Annotated in this window: 21 protein-coding genes; all 21 read right to left on the bottom strand. The window is 31.9% G+C overall.

Going from position 1 to position 18,177, the window contains the following annotated elements; genetic code table 11:
• Positions 1–123: 123 nt before the first annotated feature.
• On the bottom strand, positions 124–789 hold the full coding sequence (locus tag HMPREF3131_RS01880; RefSeq protein ID WP_002455842.1) for a 50S ribosomal protein L25/general stress protein Ctc: 666 nt from the start codon (positions 787–789) through the stop codon (positions 124–126).
• 172 nt (positions 790–961) lie between these two features.
• Positions 962–1,927, bottom strand: a complete 966-nt coding sequence (locus tag HMPREF3131_RS01875) for a ribose-phosphate diphosphokinase (RefSeq protein WP_002449951.1) — start codon at positions 1,925–1,927, stop codon at positions 962–964.
• A gap of 212 nt (positions 1,928–2,139) precedes the next feature.
• On the bottom strand, positions 2,140–3,495 hold the full coding sequence (gene glmU, locus HMPREF3131_RS01870; protein WP_019835394.1) for a bifunctional UDP-N-acetylglucosamine diphosphorylase/glucosamine-1-phosphate N-acetyltransferase GlmU: 1,356 nt from the start codon (positions 3,493–3,495) through the stop codon (positions 2,140–2,142).
• Between the two features lie 262 nt (positions 3,496–3,757).
• Positions 3,758–4,069, bottom strand: coding sequence for a septation regulator SpoVG (spoVG, locus tag HMPREF3131_RS01865; RefSeq protein WP_002449945.1), 312 nt, complete (start codon positions 4,067–4,069; stop codon positions 3,758–3,760).
• Positions 4,070–4,137: 68 nt separating this feature from the next.
• Positions 4,138–4,518, bottom strand: a complete 381-nt coding sequence (locus HMPREF3131_RS01860; protein WP_002449962.1) for a RidA family protein — start codon at positions 4,516–4,518, stop codon at positions 4,138–4,140.
• A 15-nt stretch (positions 4,519–4,533) separates the two neighbouring features.
• The gene (purR, locus tag HMPREF3131_RS01855; RefSeq protein WP_002449943.1) at positions 4,534–5,358 is read right to left on the bottom strand and encodes a pur operon repressor; all 825 of its coding nucleotides are present in this window, start codon (positions 5,356–5,358) and stop codon (positions 4,534–4,536) included.
• A gap of 14 nt (positions 5,359–5,372) precedes the next feature.
• Positions 5,373–6,221 carry a 4-(cytidine 5'-diphospho)-2-C-methyl-D-erythritol kinase gene (ispE, locus tag HMPREF3131_RS01850; RefSeq protein WP_019835396.1) on the bottom strand — a complete coding sequence of 283 codons (849 nt, stop codon included), beginning with the start codon at positions 6,219–6,221 and terminating at the stop codon, positions 5,373–5,375.
• Positions 6,222–6,497: 276 nt separating this feature from the next.
• The gene (veg, locus tag HMPREF3131_RS01845) at positions 6,498–6,761 is read right to left on the bottom strand and encodes a biofilm formation stimulator Veg (RefSeq protein WP_070436404.1); all 264 of its coding nucleotides are present in this window, start codon (positions 6,759–6,761) and stop codon (positions 6,498–6,500) included.
• A gap of 99 nt (positions 6,762–6,860) precedes the next feature.
• Positions 6,861–7,751, bottom strand: coding sequence for a 16S rRNA (adenine(1518)-N(6)/adenine(1519)-N(6))-dimethyltransferase RsmA (rsmA, locus tag HMPREF3131_RS01840; protein WP_070436403.1), 891 nt, complete (start codon positions 7,749–7,751; stop codon positions 6,861–6,863).
• Positions 7,752–7,753: 2 nt separating this feature from the next.
• Positions 7,754–8,302 (bottom strand): ribonuclease M5, encoded by a 549-nt coding sequence (gene rnmV, locus HMPREF3131_RS01835; protein WP_070436408.1) that lies wholly within the window; start codon positions 8,300–8,302, stop codon positions 7,754–7,756.
• A gap of 148 nt (positions 8,303–8,450) precedes the next feature.
• A complete protein-coding gene (locus HMPREF3131_RS01830) occupies positions 8,451–9,221 on the bottom strand; it encodes a TatD family hydrolase (protein ID WP_017176425.1) in 771 nt (256 codons plus the stop codon).
• A gap of 23 nt (positions 9,222–9,244) precedes the next feature.
• Positions 9,245–11,221, bottom strand: a complete 1,977-nt coding sequence (gene metG / locus HMPREF3131_RS01825; protein ID WP_002449967.1) for a methionine--tRNA ligase — start codon at positions 11,219–11,221, stop codon at positions 9,245–9,247.
• A 238-nt stretch (positions 11,222–11,459) separates the two neighbouring features.
• On the bottom strand, positions 11,460–12,302 hold the full coding sequence (rsmI, locus tag HMPREF3131_RS01820) for a 16S rRNA (cytidine(1402)-2'-O)-methyltransferase (protein ID WP_070436402.1): 843 nt from the start codon (positions 12,300–12,302) through the stop codon (positions 11,460–11,462).
• Position 12,303: 1 nt separating this feature from the next.
• Complete coding sequence (locus tag HMPREF3131_RS01815) at positions 12,304–12,552, bottom strand: GIY-YIG nuclease family protein (RefSeq protein WP_017176428.1); 249 nt, start codon at positions 12,550–12,552, stop codon at positions 12,304–12,306.
• Entirely contained in the window at positions 12,545–13,270 is a 726-nt protein-coding gene (locus tag HMPREF3131_RS01810; RefSeq protein WP_019835400.1) for a tRNA1(Val) (adenine(37)-N6)-methyltransferase, read from the bottom strand. The genes HMPREF3131_RS01815 and HMPREF3131_RS01810 overlap by 8 nt, the downstream gene beginning before the upstream one ends.
• A gap of 121 nt (positions 13,271–13,391) precedes the next feature.
• Positions 13,392–13,784: a DNA replication initiation control protein YabA gene (gene yabA / locus HMPREF3131_RS01805; RefSeq protein WP_017176430.1), complete on the bottom strand. Its 393-nt coding sequence runs from the start codon at positions 13,782–13,784 to the stop codon at positions 13,392–13,394.
• A 16-nt stretch (positions 13,785–13,800) separates the two neighbouring features.
• Positions 13,801–14,604, bottom strand: coding sequence for a PSP1 domain-containing protein (locus HMPREF3131_RS01800; protein ID WP_070436401.1), 804 nt, complete (start codon positions 14,602–14,604; stop codon positions 13,801–13,803).
• Positions 14,605–15,531 (bottom strand): DNA polymerase III subunit delta' C-terminal domain-containing protein, encoded by a 927-nt coding sequence (locus HMPREF3131_RS01795; protein ID WP_019835402.1) that lies wholly within the window; start codon positions 15,529–15,531, stop codon positions 14,605–14,607.
• 176 nt (positions 15,532–15,707) lie between these two features.
• Positions 15,708–16,037, bottom strand: coding sequence for a cyclic-di-AMP receptor (locus HMPREF3131_RS01790; protein WP_002455851.1), 330 nt, complete (start codon positions 16,035–16,037; stop codon positions 15,708–15,710).
• Positions 16,038–16,064: 27 nt separating this feature from the next.
• Positions 16,065–16,682 (bottom strand): dTMP kinase, encoded by a 618-nt coding sequence (gene tmk, locus HMPREF3131_RS01785; RefSeq protein WP_017176433.1) that lies wholly within the window; start codon positions 16,680–16,682, stop codon positions 16,065–16,067.
• 1 nt (position 16,683) lies between these two features.
• A complete protein-coding gene (locus HMPREF3131_RS01780) occupies positions 16,684–18,021 on the bottom strand; it encodes an aminotransferase class V-fold PLP-dependent enzyme (RefSeq protein WP_019835404.1) in 1,338 nt (445 codons plus the stop codon).
• Between the last annotated feature and the right edge of the window lie 156 nt (positions 18,022–18,177).

Here is an 18,177-nt window from a genome sequence, read left to right as displayed (position 1 = left end):
TCATTTTTTAAATGTCCGATATACATAAGAAAAAGCCTTCTACATATGAACATGTATCAGGCTCTTTCTATCAATTTAATTAAAGACATTCTCACTTAAAGTGAATACATAGTCATCAACGAATTATTCTTCGTCTTTATTTTCTTCGTCTTCTTTGTCTTCTTTGTCTTCACCAGCTACTTCAGGTTCTTCAGTTGCTGATTCACCTTCCATTGCTTCAATTTCTTCTTCAGAAGGTTCATCAGTTGGAGGAACTACTGTAACAACAGATTCTTCTGGATCGTTTTCAATTGTGAAATCACCAGATACTTTAATATCCCCAACTGAATAGCTATCATTTATTTGTAAATCAGTGATATCTACTTCAATTGATTCTGGGATATTTTCTGGAGTTGCTGTAATTTGTAAATCAAATAATGGTTGTTCAACTACGCCGCCTTCTTTAGCGCCAACTGCTTCACCAACTAATTGAACTGGTACATCAACAGTACGTTCTTCAGTCATGTTAATAGCTAAGAAGTCGATATGAGTAATTTGGTTTTTAAGTGGATCAAATTGATAATCTGATACCATAACTTTAATTGTTTTAGAACCAACGCCTAAATCAATAACACCGTTACGTCCAACTTCACGGATGACTTTGATGAATTCAACTTCATCTACTTTAACTGAAGTGTTTTTAGTACCATAACCATAAACAACAGCAGGTACTTTACCTGTATTACGTAATTTTTTAAGGTCAGAACGAGTTTGTTTACCTTGACGAATGATTGACTTTAATGAAGCCATTCGTATTTCCACCTTTCATTTTCAAGTTGAAACAATAATAATATATTGTCTTAACTTCTCCTCACTTGCCCATCAATTTAAACATTGCTTGCAAGTGTTTATTTATTCGTTAAATCACGAACGAATAAATTATACATGGTTAAAAATAATAAGTCAAATTCATTTGTAAATTTTAGTCAAATAATACACTTACTGACTCACGTTCATATACACGAACAATAGCTTGTGCTATTAAACCAGCTACAGATAATTCTTTGATGTTTGATGGTTTTTGACTATCGTCAAGTAAGATTGAATTTGTAACAATAAGTTCTTTAATCGCTGAATTTTCAATACGTTCTTTTGCAGGACCTGAGAGTACAGGATGTGTACAACAAGCATATACATCTTTCGCACCTTTATCTTTTAATGCTTGAGCAGCTAAAGTAATTGTTCCTGCCGTATCAATAATGTCATCGATAATAATAGCTGTACGTCCTTCAATTTCACCAACGATATTCATCACTTCTGCCACATTTGGTTTAGGACGACGTTTATCAATAATAGCAATCGGAGTTTTTAAAATGTCTGCTAATTTACGTGCGCGTGTTACCCCGCCATGATCCGGAGATACAACAACACATTCTTCTGGGTTGATGTTAGGATCATTTTCAAAATATTGTCCAATAATCGGTACGCCCATTAAGTGATCGATTGGAATATCGAAGAAACCTTGAATTTGTGGTGCATGTAAGTCTAAAGCAATCATACGATTTGCACCAGCAGTTTCAATTAAATTTGCTACTAATTTTGCAGTAATTGGTTCACGACTACGCGCTTTTCTATCTTGGCGCGCATAACCATAATAAGGAACAACAATATTGATATTTGCTGCAGAGGCACGTTTACATGCGTCAATCATAATTAGTAATTCCATTAAATGTAAGTTAACTGGATAAGATGTCGGTTGAATGATAAATACATCACAACCACGAATACTTTCTTCAATATTAATTTGAATTTCACCGTCACTGAAGCGTTTAACAGAACATTTCCCTAATTCGATTCCTACACGATCAGCAACCTCTTGTGCTAATGGTTCATTTCCCTTTAAAGAAAAAATCTTTAAAGACGAATTTTTGTACTCATTATTTAACATTTATAGTCCTCCAATTTTTTACTTAGACAATACTATTATATAAAAAATATATCATTTTTACTATATTCCACTAAAAACTGACCAATAATATGTTTATTACGTATCATTCAACTTAGCATAATAGTAATACATTCAAAATTTTATATTTATATATATTCATTTATTCCCTTTAACAGAAAAATGACACAGTCTTTTTGTTCTTATATTAATCTTTATTTTTTATTGTAACCTTCTTTGGTTACTTGACGTGCGCGTGCTAATGCTAAGCTTTCTTTAGGAATGTCATCTGTAATCGTTGATCCTGCTGCGATTAAAGCACCATCTCCTACTGTTACAGGAGCAATCAAATTCGTGTTACAACCAATGAAAGCGTCTTTTCCAATGACTGTTTTAAATTTATTGACTCCATCATAATTAACAGTGATTGAACCACAACCAATATTTGTACGTTCACCAACTTTCGCATCGCCAATATAACTTAAGTGTGATACTTTTGCACCATCTTTTAATTCTGCTTTCTTAACTTCTACAAAGTTACCCACTTTAACTTCAGCGCCTAGATTTGAACCAGGTCTTAATTGAGCAAACGGACCAACTTTTGTCTTATTTCCTACACTAGAATCATTGATGACTGATTGTATAATATTAACTTTGTTGCCAATACGACTGTTGTTAATTTCTGAATATTGGCCAACGTGTGTATCTTCACCGATGAATGTTTTTCCATTGATACGTACGCCTGGTTCAATAACAGTATCCATACCTATCTCTACATCTGGACCTATAAATGTAGTATTGGAATCAATGATTGTAACACCATTTCTCATATGATGATGATTAATACGATGTTGCAACGCTTTTTCAGCATGACTTAACATGATTCGATCATTTACACCCATAATTTCATCAAAGTCATCAGTATGATACACTTCTGCTTTTCCATTATCTTCTAAAATTAAAGTAACGACGTCAGGTAAATAATATTCACCCTGTGCATTATCATTTTTAACTTGTTTAAGTTTTTCGAATAACGTTTTATTATCAAATGCAAATATACCTGAGCTGATTTCATTGATGTCTTTTTGAGCATTTGTTGCATCTTTTTCTTCTACAATGCGATTAAGGTGATGATTTTGATCACGTACGATTCGCCCATACCCGAAAGGCGTCTGAGCTGTAGCCGATAAAACAGTAACTTGTGCTTGTGTTTCTTCATGGTGTGCAATTAAACGTTGTAAAGTTTCTGAAGTAATAAGTGGTGTATCTCCACATACTACTAATGTTGTACCTTCTTGAGTATGTAAATGTTCTTCTGCCATTTTAACTGCATGTGCAGTTCCTAATTGTTCATTTTGATAACTATATAATGACTGATTACCTAATGTCTCTTTTACTTGTTCTGCCCCGTGACCTACGATAGTGACGATTTGATTTACGCCCGCTTTTTTAACATTTGTCAGTACATGTTCAACCATTGGTTTACCAGCAACCTCATGTAACACTTTATATTTCTTTGATTTCATTCGTGTTCCTTTTCCAGCTGCTAATATGATTGCATTTCTTTGCATGAATAATAATCCTCCAATAAAATTTGCACTTCACAAGTAATTATAATTTAACTTAACTTATAGTTTCAAGATTTAACAAATTTTGTAAACAGAGTTTAATTATTTGCATCATGCATCTAATTTTTAAAAAATATCGATAAAACAATAAAAATGGGCACGAAACAAAATTCAAGTTTGAATTTAGAGTTTCGTGCCCACGTCATTTAGCTTACATAATTAATAAAATAAGCATTATCAAAAATATGATTTGCTTTTTGTTATTTTAAGCTTCGTCTGATTCTTCTGTTACGTCTGATGAAGCATTTTTATCTGGAATCACTTCGTCAGTTTCATCATATACTTTCATCACAGCATCCTGTATTTCTTGTCTCATTTCTGAATTGATTGGATGTGCGATATCGCGGAATTCACCATCTGGTGTACGTTTGCTTGGCATAGCAACGAAAAGACCTGAGTTGCCTTCGATTACGCGTAAATCATGAATTACGAAAGCTTCGTCTAATGTGATAGAAACGAGTGCTTTCATTCTGCCATCTGTTTGTATTTTTCTAAGTCTTACATCTGTCACTTTCATGCAGTGAGCCCCCCTAGTATATATATCTTTGTGTGGTTAGAAGCATGACAATGTGTTAATTAAGTAAATTATATTCCTTTAACTTTACCTACTAATTCAATTTCAACTTTAACGTCTTTTGGTAGGCGAGACACTTCTACGCAACTTCGCGCAGGTTGATGCTCATTAAAGTAGCTACCATAAACTTCATTAATTTGTTGAAATTCATTCATATCAGAAATAAAAATAGTTGCTTTTACAACAGAGTTTAAATCAGAACCTGCTTCTTCAAGTACAACAGATAAATTTTCTAATACTTGTTTTGTTTGTTCTTTCACATCGCTACTTACGATGTTTCCTTCAGTATCTAATGGAATTTGTCCTGATGTGAATACTAAATTATTCACGACCATTGCATGAGAATATGGTCCTAACGCTTCAGGTGCTTTATTAGTATTAATTGTTTTCATGATGTATAACTCCTTTTAAGAAAATTTAGACAAGATATTACCAGGTTCAACTTTAAATTCTTGATTATATTCGTCAACATCTGATAATTTGACTAAAGAAGTATAATCCTCAATCAATCTTTGTTTTACTTCTTTTGATTCTACTAGTACAGATACCCCTTTCACCTCTGCTTTAAACTCATTCATAAGATTCATTACACCATTTATTGAACCGCCTGCTCTCATAAAGTCATCTACAACTAACACATTTGAGTTTTCGGCTAATGTGCGTTTCGATAAGACCATCGTTTCAATTTTTCTTGATGAGCCTGAAACATAGTTAATGGAAACCGTAGAACCTTCAGTAACTTTATTGTCTTTTCTAATAACTACTACAGGTAAATTTAATACGTTTGCTACTGCATTGGCAAGTGATATCCCTTTCGTTGCGATCGTCACTACTGCATCTAGTTTCTCATCCATGTAAATACTAGCAATGAGTTTCCCTACTTTATTAAGTAATGATGGGTTCCCAACTAAATCCGATAAAAATAAATATCCACCTGGTAATAAGCGCTCTTTTTCTTGTAGCATCGTAATGATTTCTTCTATAATTTCGATTGCTTCTTCTTTGCTCATCATTGGTTTATAGGTTACACCGCCGCTTGCGCCAGCTGTTGTAATTACAGTTCCTAATTTTTCTTTTTGGAACGTATTTTTGATGATTTGAACGTCTTCACTAATCGATGACTTTGCTTGTTTAAATTTTTTCACGAAAAAAGTTAATGGAATTAACTGATTTGGATGGTTCATTAAATATTGTGTCATAAAGACAATACGTTCACTTCTTTTATACCTCATAAGTTCCAGCCTTTCTATCCTAATAATCTTACTAAATACACTTCGTTACAACAGCCATTTACAGCATTATATACTTTCTTTGCTTGGCTCTCCTTTTGAGCGAATGCATATACAGTAGGTCCACTCCCACTCATTAGTGCTCCATCAGCACCACAACGCAACATATTATTTTTAATTTTTTTAATTTCTGGATACATGGACATAGAAACGGTTTCTAAACGATTAGATAAACTCTTACACAATTTCATATAATCTCCCTGTCTAATCGCTTCTTCACACATTTCTGTATGTACATCATAATCATCTTTCAAATTAAGTTCTTTAAAAATATCTGGAGAAGATATTCCAAGATTAGGTTTTGCTAATACCACCCATGCAGAAGGAGGTTTGTCTAGAAATTTAATTTTTTCGCCTCTCCCTTTACATATAGCAGTTTTATTATAGATGCAAAATGGAACATCTGTCCCAATTTGAAGGCCTAATTGGCTTAGTGTTTCTAAAGATGCGCCTAATTCATATAAACGATTAATTCCTCGCATCGTAGCAGCAGCATCAGCTGATCCCCCAGCTAATCCAGCAGAAACCGGAATATCTTTATCAATCGAAATCGTGACGCCTTGTTTAAGTTGATATGTTTCCATCATCAGTTTAGCTGCTTGGTAGGCGAGATTTTTATGATCATTAGTAACATAGTTATGTTCTATATCTACAACAATTTTATTATCATTTCTTTTCTGAAAAGACAATCTATCATTCAGATCTACTGTTGTCATTATCATAGCAATTTCATGGTAACCATCATTTCTTTTGAAAAGTGTATCGAGCGTCAAATTAATTTTGGCTGGTGCCGTTTCATATATCATTTTTCCGCCCTCTCTTCATCAATAGTATTAAAATGATTTTAACATAAAGACTTAAAATATTTGATAGTTACATTATAAATTATAATTAAAAGTTAATAAATTAGGAGATAAATGATCTTAATTTCAACTGCAAATCTTGATTTATTTAAATTATTATTTTATTAAAAGAGATTAAGAATTAAAAAGAGTGTTGAACTTAAACAGCCCAACACCCAATATGTTTTTAATGATAGAGTTTGTAGTACACTAAACAACTCTATATTTATATGTTCGAATTTAGTGTGCAACTACTTCTTGATGATTATCCTCTTCAAATGAAACTTGTACATTCTTTGTAAGAACATCCGTATATGTATACGACACTCTTTCAAAATTATGCTTATCTTGATCTAATTCAACAATAAATACTGAAGGATATGTCTCTTTTAACACTCCACAACGTTCGATTGTTTTTTTTCGACCACCGTTGGCTTTAAGTACAATACGATTTCCTAAATGACAATCAATAGAATTTTTGATGTCCAAAATTGATTTTGGCATATTGCTCCACCTCGCTACAGGTTACATAATATCACATTTTGAAGTAATATGTCAAATAAAATTTAAATTTTATCAAGGTAGCGACACTTTGTCAACAATTTAATTTTCTAATTCTGGGAAATTTTTCTTTTCTTCATACAATCGTGCAAAATCTTGTATAGAAAGGGTTTCTCCACGACGTTTAGGATCAATATTTGCGTTTTCTAACCATTGATGAATTTGTGATTTATATTTTTTACCATCTTTAAAGAAATTCTGATAGTTATTATTAATCGTTTTACGTCTTTGAGCAAAAGCAGCTTTTGCAAGTTTAAAGAAAGCTTGTTCATCATCTACTGAAACAAGAGGCTTCTCTCTTTGCATCAATTTTACAACAATCGAGTCAACATTTGGTGGCGGCATAAACACTGATTTAGGGACAGTGAGTACTTTACTCGTTTCTGTGTAGTATTGAGTCACAATAGATAAAGAACCATATGCTTTTGTACCTACTTCTGCATTTAAACGCTCTCCAACTTCTTTTTGCATCATCACTACATAACCATCAATGGGAATATCTTGTTGCATTAAATTAAGTAAAATCGGAGTCGTAATATAGTAAGGTAAATTCGCTACTACCATAATTTTATCGCAATCATTTAAATACGTGTTCACAGATGCAGCTATATCAGCTTTTAATATATCTTCATTTATAATTGTTACATTGTCGTAGGGATGAAGTGTTTCTTTTAAAACTGGAATTAGACGTTGATCGATTTCAAATGACAACACTTTTTTAGCACTTTTAGCGAGTTGTTCTGTTAATGAGCCCATACCAGGGCCCACTTCAATTACACCTGTCGACTTATCAATATGACTTGCATCAATAATTTTATGAATAATATTAACATCTACTAAGAAATTTTGACCTAAGCTTTTCTTAAAATTAAAGTCAAATTGATTTAATAGTTCTTTTGTTCTAGAAGGTGTAGCTATATCTTTTCTATCCATCTTTAATTATTCTCCTTATCCATTGATAATGCACGTCGTACGTCTTCTTCAGTATAACCAAAAGCATTTAATTTTTTTAGTAATTGTTTGCCATTAGAATGTCCAATATGCAATTTACGTCCAAGTATCTCTCTCTTACGTCTCGCATCTTTACCAATAATTAAACCTAAATCAATTAATACACTTTTATCTATCGACTCCTCTCCTTCTTCAAAAGGAGAACTCACATGCATTAAGGCTTTCTTTATATCTTCAGGATGTGTATGTTCTATCCCAATTTTTCCACGCTTATTTTTCGCTTTTTCACGATCGACATAGGCATGTTTAACTCCTGGTACGTGTTCAGTAATAATATTTCTAATTCTATCACCTGGAAAGTCAGGATCAGTTAATACAATCACGCCTCTTGTTTCTTGAGCATTCTGAATCACTGCTAACGTTTCTCTATTAATGGCACTTCCATTTGTTTCAATCGTATCACCTTCCACAGCTGTTTTAACTCGTTCTGTGTCATCTCTGCCTTCGACAACGATAAATTCATTTATTCTCATATTCATTTACCATTACCTTTCACTTAATCTCATTTCTATTATAACGGTTATACTATAAAAAATGAGAAAGATGCACATATTATCGTCATTCACTATTAGATAGCATTACGATAGATGATGTTTTACATCTTTCTCATACTGAGGATTATTAATTTAAGTTAAATAATCTTTCTGCATTTTCTGTAGTTTGACGACATACCTCTTCGTATGTCATATCACGTAAATCTGCAATTTGTTGTGCAACAAGCGTGACACGTTCAGGTTCATTACGTTTTCCTCTATAAGGATGTGGAGATAAATAAGGTGCATCTGTTTCAACTAATAAGCGATCCATTGGAACATGTTTAGCGACCTCTTTAGGTTGTTTTGCATTTTTGAATGTGACTGGTCCGCCTAATGACACATAGAAATTAAGTTTATTAATAATGACATCTGCAATTTCAGGTGATGCACTAAAACTATGCATAATGCCTCCAACTTCTTCTGCATGTTCTTCCATTAAAATATCTACACAATCTTGAGTTGCTTCACGATTATGAATGACAATAGGTAACTTAACGCGTTTAGCTAAAGCAATTTGCTTTCTAAACACTTCTTTTTGAACATCAGCTGGAGATTTATCCCAATGATAATCTAATCCCATTTCTCCAATACCGATAATTTTAGGATGCTGAGCTAATGATTCAATCCATTCTAAACGTTCTTCAGTAAAATCTATTGCATCTACAGGATGCCAACCGATAATACCATAAATAAAGTCATATTCATCAATCAGTTCCATAGTACGTTCAATTGTCTTAGTATCAAATCCCACGACAAACATACGGTCAACGCCTGCTTCTCTTGCACGAGATATCACTTCACTTAAATCTTCATCATATTGTTCGTCATTTAAATGAACATGTGTATCTATTAACATTTTATCTCTCCTAACGGCTATATTTATTTTATAATTGCACCATTTGGAATTGCACTCGGTAAGCTTACTAACGTTAATACTTTATCTTTTTCAGCTGATAATATCATACCTTCAGATTTGTGCCCCATTAATTTTGCTGGCTTTAGGTTAGTTACAACAGCCACTTTTTTGCCAATAATATCTTCTGAACGATAGAATTTCGCAATACCTGAAACAATCTGACGTTGTTCTGCTCCTAAATCAACTTGTATTTTTAATAATTTATCTGATTTCGGTACATTTTCTGCATCAATAACAGTTGCAGCTTTAATTTCAACTTTATCAAAATCTTTAATATCAATTTGCGATTTACTTGGTACTTCTTCTTTATCATCTTCACTAGATTTAGGTGGTTGCATTGATTCTTTAATAAATGCAATTTCATCCTCTGAATCTAATCTTGGGAAGATCGGAGAAGGTTTTTCAGTAACCATAATTGGTTCTTGTAATGCACCATAATGCTCTAAACTTGATAATTCGTATAAATCTGAATTATTAATATTCAATTGTTTGAAAATTTCTTTAGGCGCATGTGTTAAGAATGGGCGCAATAATACAGTTGCAAAACGAATATTTTCAACTAAGTGTGCCATTACATTTCCTAACATATCTTTTTGACTTTCATCTTTAGCTAAAACCCATGGAGTGGTTTCATCGATGTATTTATTTGTTCGACTTATTAACTTCCAAACTGTAGATAATGCTACTGAAAATTGGAAACTTTCCATATTGTCATGGAAGTTCTTCACAGTTTCAAGTGCTAATGCTTCCATATCTTCATCCAATTCATGTTTTGGTCCTTGATATGCAGGGAGCTCTCCTTGGAAATATTTATTAATCATAGAAATCGTACGGTTAACTAAGTTACCTAAATCATTTGCTAAGTCGAAATTAGTACGTTCAACAAATGCCTCCGGAGTAAATACGCCGTCAGATCCGAATGGTAATTCACGCATTAAGTAATAGCGTGTAGCATCTAAGCCATAACGATCAATAAGAACATTAGGATCTACTACATTACCTTTAGATTTACTCATTTTTCCATCTTTCATTAAAATCCATCCGTGCGCGAATACTTTTTTCGGTAAAGGTAAATCAAGAGCCATAAGTAAGATAGGCCAAATAATAGAATGGAAACGAACAATTTCTTTTGCCATTAAATGTACATCTGCTGGCCAATATTTTTGGAATAATGAATCATCATCTGATAAATATCCAAGAGAAGAAATATAGTTTACTAAAGCATCAATCCATACATAAACTACATGTTTAGGGTTAGATGGAACTCTTACCCCCCAATCAAATGACGTACGTGAAACTGCTAAGTCTTCTAATCCTGGTTTAATAAAGTTATTAATCATTTCATTTTTTCTAGATGGAGGTTGAATAAAATCAGGATTAGCATCGTAAAATTCTAATAAACGATCTGTATATTTATTAATATTAAAGAAATAACTTTCTTCTTTAACTAATTCAACTTCATGTCCAGAATCTGGACTTTTACCACCTGCGATTTTACCATTTTCGTAAACAGGGTCTACAAGTTGAGATTCAGTATAATACGTTTCATCAGGGACAGAATACCATCCCTCATATTCACCAAGATAAATATCACCTTGTTTTAATAAACGTTCAAATACTTTTTCTACCACTTGTTTATGACGTTCTTCTGTAGTTCTAATAAAATCATCATTTGAGATTTCCAATTTAGCCCATAAACGTTTGATTCCAGCAATCATTTCATCTAAATACTCTAATTCTGTTTTTCCTGCTTTTTGCGCTTTTTCTTGGATTTTTTGACCATGTTCGTCTGTACCTGTAAGATAACGAACATCATATCCTTGCATACGTTTATATCGTGCAATTACATCACCAGCAACTGTAGAATATGCGTGACCGATATGCAGATTACCACTAGGATAATAAATAGGGGTTGTAATATAAAATGTTTCTTTCGCCATCAGTAGTCCTCCCTTTCGTTCATGTCTTAATGACTAGTTCACTTTAAATTTTATCTAAATTTTTAATTATTTTCTAATGAATATTTAATATAACGTTTGTGACGACACATCATCATAAAACATCTATCTTATTCATTATAACCCATATAGAATATACATTGTCGTATCTTATTAACATTATCATAAATTAATATTTTATGGTATTTTTCTATCACTATGATACAAGTTTTTATTAATTTTACGATTTAATATTATGATAAATATCATAAATCTCACTTGTTTTCATCTGTCGTTCTTCTGCGACTACTTTTATCGCTTTCTTAGGTTTTAAATTTTGAGTCTCAATATAATGATTAACATGATCTATAATCGTTACATCTTCAAACCATTGTTTTGTTTCTTGAGCTTTGGCCCCCTCAATTAAAATCACAAATTCTCCCTTTTGTGGAATCTCTTGATTTTCAATTGCTTCTAATAATTGTGATACTTCAAACATAACCACTTGTTCAAATTTTTTAGTAAGTTCACGACCTACTGCTACACGTCTTCTTGAATCTACTTTAATAATCGATTTTAGTGTATCAATCACTCTAAATGGAGACTCATAAATGATTAAAGTACTATCTTGATACATTCGTTGAGATAAAATATTCACTTTTTCTTTTTCTTTTCGTGGCAAGAAGCCTAAAAAAGTATATGTAAATGAAGGTAAACCACTTGCCATTAGTGCAGTTAATCCTGCATTAGGTCCTGGAATGGTTTCTACAGCAATGTTATGTTTATGTGCTTCAACAACAAGTTCATATCCTGGATCGCTAATTAACGGCAACCCTGCATCTGATACAAGCGCAATATTATTTTCTTCTTTAAGTAATTGAATTAAATAATCTGTCTGTTGCTCTTTATTATGTTCATGATATGATTTTAATGGAGTAGTAATATCATAGTGGTTACATAACTTTTTAGTTACTCTCGTATCTTCACACGCAATGATATCTACCTGTTTTAACGTTTCGATTGCTCGAAATGTAATGTCACTTAAATTACCTATCGGTGTCCCTACTAAGTATAAAGTTGCCATATTATCCCTCCTCAATCAATTTTAGTTTTCTTTGTCTTGTAAATGTCTTAATTTCATATTCTCTACGTAAAGCTTCTGATTTTGTCTCGTACATTTCTTGATATACTAACACTACCGGACGTCTTATTTTTGTATATTTAGCACCTTTCCCAGCATTGTGTTTATTTATACGTGCCTCAATATTATTCGTATACCCTGTATATAAACTGTTATCACTGCAACGTACGATATATACAAAGTGACTACCCATAATAAACCTCTTTCATTTGCTCACTATATTCGCCATTTTCATTGTAAATATAAAATGGTGGTGCAATCTCTAGACCTTGATTACCATTTTTTCTTCCTTCAACAACAATAGTGACTGCTGATTTACCATGCTTACTATAAATAAATACAATACGTTTAGGTTCGATATTAGCTTGTCTCATTTCAGTTAATACATCCATAAGTCGTTCAGCACGATGAACCATAACTAGACGTCCACCCTGTTTTAATAAATGCCGTGCTGCAAACATGCAATCTTCTAAACTACACATAATTTCATGTCGTGCTATTTTATGTGCTTCTTTTTGGTGTTGATGAAGTTGATTACGTTTAAAGTAAGGCGGGTTACAGGTTATTAATGTAAACTGAGAGGGTTTAAACGTTTGATACACATCTTTTAAATCCATATTATGCATAGATAAACGCTCTTCTAATCGATTATATTTAAAGCTTCGTTGAGCCATGTCTGCCAACTGTTCTTGAATTTCAATACTTTCTATTTTTTGATGACTTTTTGCAGATAATAATAAAGCAATAACACCATTTCCGGCACACAAGTCTAGAATGCTATCATTTTTTCGTACTTTAGTAAAATGTGCTAATAAAAGTGCATCAGTAGAAAAAGAAAACACCTCATCATTTTGAATGATTTTTAAGTTCTCCTTAATTAAATCATCTAATCTTTCTTGTTCCTTCAACATATATGTTATCTCCTAAAAAAGAGATGTATCACAACACAAAATCTGAAATTTTATTGTGTTGAAATTCATCTCTCCTAAAAATTAAAATTATACCATCCATTTATCATTCTTTGTTATGGATTTAACTATTTAAAACATTCATGCATAATAAACAATCTTCACCATAACGATGTTTACCAAATAATTCGCCATTACAAATATGAAAACCTTCACTATACAAAACAGCTAAATTGTCTTTACTTGGTAAAGGTTTTTTTACATTTTTAATTGCACTTTTAAAGTCATTTTCATTTGATTTTTTATTATGTTGACTTTCACTATTGACTTTTGTTGATTCAACATCTTGTTCACTTTTAGCCATTAGCGCTTTTAAATTATCGTTTTCTACTTGTAACGTTACATTTTCTTCTATCAATTGAATAGCTAAAGATTTAAGTTCAGTCATCTCTTGAGTTAATACATTAACGTTACTTTCTAATTTTACAATTTTTTCGAATAAATCATTGCGATTCAAAAGAAAGACACTCTCCTTAATTAAATGTAGCTAATTCCTCCATTTTATATTCTAAAGGTTGCTCTAAACCATCAATCTTCACTTGCATCGAAATATCTAATATATTTAATCCTACAACTTGTCCAGTACCTTCCGGTGTATGAATTTCATCGCCTACATCTGGTAATTGTGCACGAACTTCCTCATAATAATCATTTTCATATTTAAGACAACACATTAAACGTCCACATGCACCAGAAATTTTAGTTGGATTTAATGATAAATTTTGATCTTTTGCCATTTTGATAGATACCGGTTGAAAATCTCCTAAAAATGTTGAACAACATAATGAACGTCCACACGGTCCAATTCCACCTAGTAGTTTTGCTTCATCACGAACGCCAATTTGTCTAAGTTCAATACGTGTTCTTAAATTTTGAGCTAATACTTTCACTAACTTTCTAAAATCGATACGATCATCAGCAGTAAAATTAAAAATGACTTTCGATTTATCTAAAGTATACTCACAATTCACTAAGCGCATATCTAAGTCTTGATCTTTCACTAACTGTTTACATAAAATTAGTGCTTGCTCTGCATCTTCTTCATTTTGATTGTATTGTTGTATATCTTCTTCAGTTGCAATACGTAGAATATCTTTTAACGGTAATGTCACATCTTCATCATTTACACATTTTGAAGCTAACTTTACTATACCTATTTCAATGCCTCGTTTAGATTCGACTACAACCCAGTCTTCACTGTCTAATTTTAAATCATTCGGCGCATAATATTCCAATTTACCTGCATTTTGAAATTGCACACCTACTACATTTGGCATTTAACTCACACCTTTAATTACGATTTGTTCAAATACGAGCATCGGATTCACATTCTGTATCAATTTTTTATGTGCTTCTGTAATTTGATCATACATTAATATCATTTGATTAAGTGTTAATCGTGTTGTGTATTCCTTAATTAGTGGTTTAAGATCAGTAAAAATGAAATTGTTCTCAATTCCGACTTTAGCATGCATCATATCTTCAAAAAAAGCATTGATAACAGACAAAGTAAGAAGTTGTAGTTTTCGATTTTTAGCATTTTTTAACACATCAATAACACCAATCAAGGCCATTGGTTTATTTGTTAATAATAATTCGCACCAATGAACGATTACTTTTCTTAATTCAATTAAATCATACTCTTCATTAAGGTCTTTGGCTACCTCAATTTGTGTCGTATATGAACTTAACATTTCAGCAATAGCCCGATTCATACCATTATCAACAAGTTTATCGATAAAATGCGATTTGTCACTCGGTTTAAAATACATATGTTGACATCTAGAGTGAATCGTATTTAATATTTGTTCTGGTTTAGTAGAAATTAAAATTGCAATAGTATTTTCTGGAGGTTCCTCTAAAAATTTTAAGATACTATTTTCACCTTGAACAGTTAACTTTTCAAAGTCTTCTATGATATAAACTTTATATGTACCTTCAATAGGTAATTGGTTCATTTGGCGTACAAGTTGTTCAATTTGTTCTTTTTTTATAGTAGATTCTTCAGAGGATATATATGTAAAATCAGGATGATTAAAATTACGCAATTTCAATTCACATTGTTCATTTCCATTACAAAGAATAAGTTGTGCAAATTCCATTGCTACATGTTTCATTGATTGTGCATCATCACCTTCAAATAAATAGGCATGTGATAATTTATTCGAATGAAACGCATTAGCTAATTTTTGTAATTCCTCCATATTTGCATACTCCCTATTCATAGTTCATTTTAAAATTATATCATTAAATTTTTCAGTCGCATTTATCATTTAGCAGTTAATTATGATGTATATGATAAAGAGCCGATAACATAAAAATATGTTTCAGGCTCTTTGAAAATTATCTTTTAAAACTTTATTTAATTGTTAAATTAAGCTTAGAATCTGTGGAATTTTTCTACTGGCATTACAAATACTGTAGCGCCTCCAACTTCAACTTCAACAGGATAAGGTATATAAGAGTCTGCACTACCACCCATTGGCGTCATTGGTGAAACAAGTTGATCTCTATTACCACACGTATTATCAATGACAGTTAACGCTTCATCAACACGTTCATCATCTACACCACATAAGAATGTTGTATTTCCTGCTCTTAAGAAGCCACCAGTTGTTGCTAGTTTAGTAGCTCTAAAATTATTTTTTACGAGTTGATCTGAAAGTTCTTGACTATCTTGATCTTGAACGATCGCTATAATCATTTTCATTTTAATACACCTCTCCATATTATTATATCATAAGTTTTTTAAGTAACTTAAAATGATCTCATACGTATCACTTACGACACTTTCGATGTTTTGTGTAGCATCAACTACTTTAAAACGCTCAGGATTAGTTTTAATTAATGTTTTATATCCCTCAATTACTTTTTGATGAAAAGTTAGTGTTTCTTTGTCTAATCGATTCTGACTTCTTTGATTTTTTAGTATTCGTTCTCTCCCCACTTCAGCATCAATATCAAGATAAATTGTTAAATCTGGATAAAGTCCATTAATTGCAAATTCATTTATTTTTTTAACTTCTTCTATACCTATACCCCGTGCATGCCCTTGATATGCTAAAGAACTGTCAATATATCGATCACATAAGACTACTTTATTATTTTTTAAAGCGGGTATCACTTTTTCAACCAAGTGTTCTCTTCTAGATGCTGCAAATAACAATGCTTCTGTACGTATATCAATATTTTCACCATCTAGTAAGATATTACGTATTTCTTCCCCCGTAGATACTCCACCTGGTTCTCGAGTAGAAATAACATTATAATTTTCAGATAACAACTTATTAATCTGATTTAACACTGTAGTTTTCCCAGAACCTTCAGGCCCTTCAAACGTTATAAATGCAGCCATATTATTCATCCTTAACTAATATTTTATCGTTTTTAATACCTTCAACACGTACACTATGTGAAAGATAATATTGCATCAATTTTATCATATTTTTAGTCACTTTTTCTCCTTTCCAAAACACAGGAATTCCAGGAGGATAAGGCACAATATGTTGAGCTAATACTTTATCTTGTGCTTTATTAATATTTATCCAATATGCATGATTAATATACTTTGATACATAAACACTTTTTTCTAGCGGCAATAAAACTGGCTCTAGCTTTTCTTTTGCTTTTTTAGGTAATTTTATAGTTTTTATTCTATGCAGTAATGTTTCGAAAGGATATCTATCATTAAAATGCCATAATGGTAAGACAATGAGTATTTGATAATCATCAGCTAATTCAATATAAATATGATTCTTTTCAAAATAACGTTGTACTTCAAAACCCGTATGCCCATTTACTCGAACAATAAGCTTTAATGGATCCTCGACTTCAATAACTTCAAAATGCTGTTGTCTTAACGTTTCAATAAATTGTTTTCTTTTTTCGAAAAAGAGACTACTGTCATAAGAATTATAAAATTGATGCGCTAGTTCAATGCTCGACATTACTAAATAAGATGGACTAGAAGTTTGAAAAATACCTAAATATTTAATAACTTCATCTTTCAAAGGTGCATTTTTATGAATAAATAATACTGATCCCATAGTAAGCGCAGGCAAAGTTTTGTGATACGATTGAACAACATAGTCAGCTTCTGATTCTAAAGCTGATTTAGGAAAGTGTTTCAAATTAAAATGGGCACCATGAGCCTCATCAATTAAAACAGGTATATTGTAATCGTGAAATTGTTTAACACACTGTTTGATATCAAAGCATTCTCCATAATAATTTGGATAAGTAACGACAGCGAGTTTTTGATGTCGTAACATTTTAGTATCTATCAAAGGCGCTAAATACTGGTAACTTTTATCACTTCTGTACATAGGCAAAATATCTGCAGACTGTTGAGTTAAATCTAAAGCATTAAAAACTGATTTATGTACATTACGGCTAATTAGATAACGACCTTTTATATGAGTAAATGCTTGTATAACTGATAAAATGCCTGAAGTTGTACCATTAACTAAATAATAAGCATCATAATTAGGATGCTTATTCACACGATTCATACTTTCTAAAATAGTATCTTCTGGATGATGTAAATCATCTAGACCCGTGATTTCAGTCATATCCATTTTCAAAGATAATGCATCTAAATAACCGATAGTCATGTTTTTATGTCCTGGAACATGTAATGAGATAGCATAATGATGAATTAAATCATCAAGTTTTTGAGTGATAGGTAATTTCAATTAAGTCCTCTCCTCATATATCTTTAAATATCTCCTATTTTAATAGATAATTTAAAAAAATAAAAGAAACGCTACAATTTCTGTTGTTTAATCTCTTCTCAATTCATTAGCTCCAAGCACTTTTTCTAAATTTCGACATAAAAAAAGAGACCTCAC

The sequence above is a fragment of the Staphylococcus sp. HMSC14C01 genome (genome assembly GCF_001808085.1).
Taxonomy (GTDB): Bacteria; Bacillota; Bacilli; order Staphylococcales; family Staphylococcaceae; genus Staphylococcus; species Staphylococcus hominis.
Note: the sequence above shows the minus strand (reverse complement) of the source record. Positions and strands in the feature narration are given on the sequence as shown.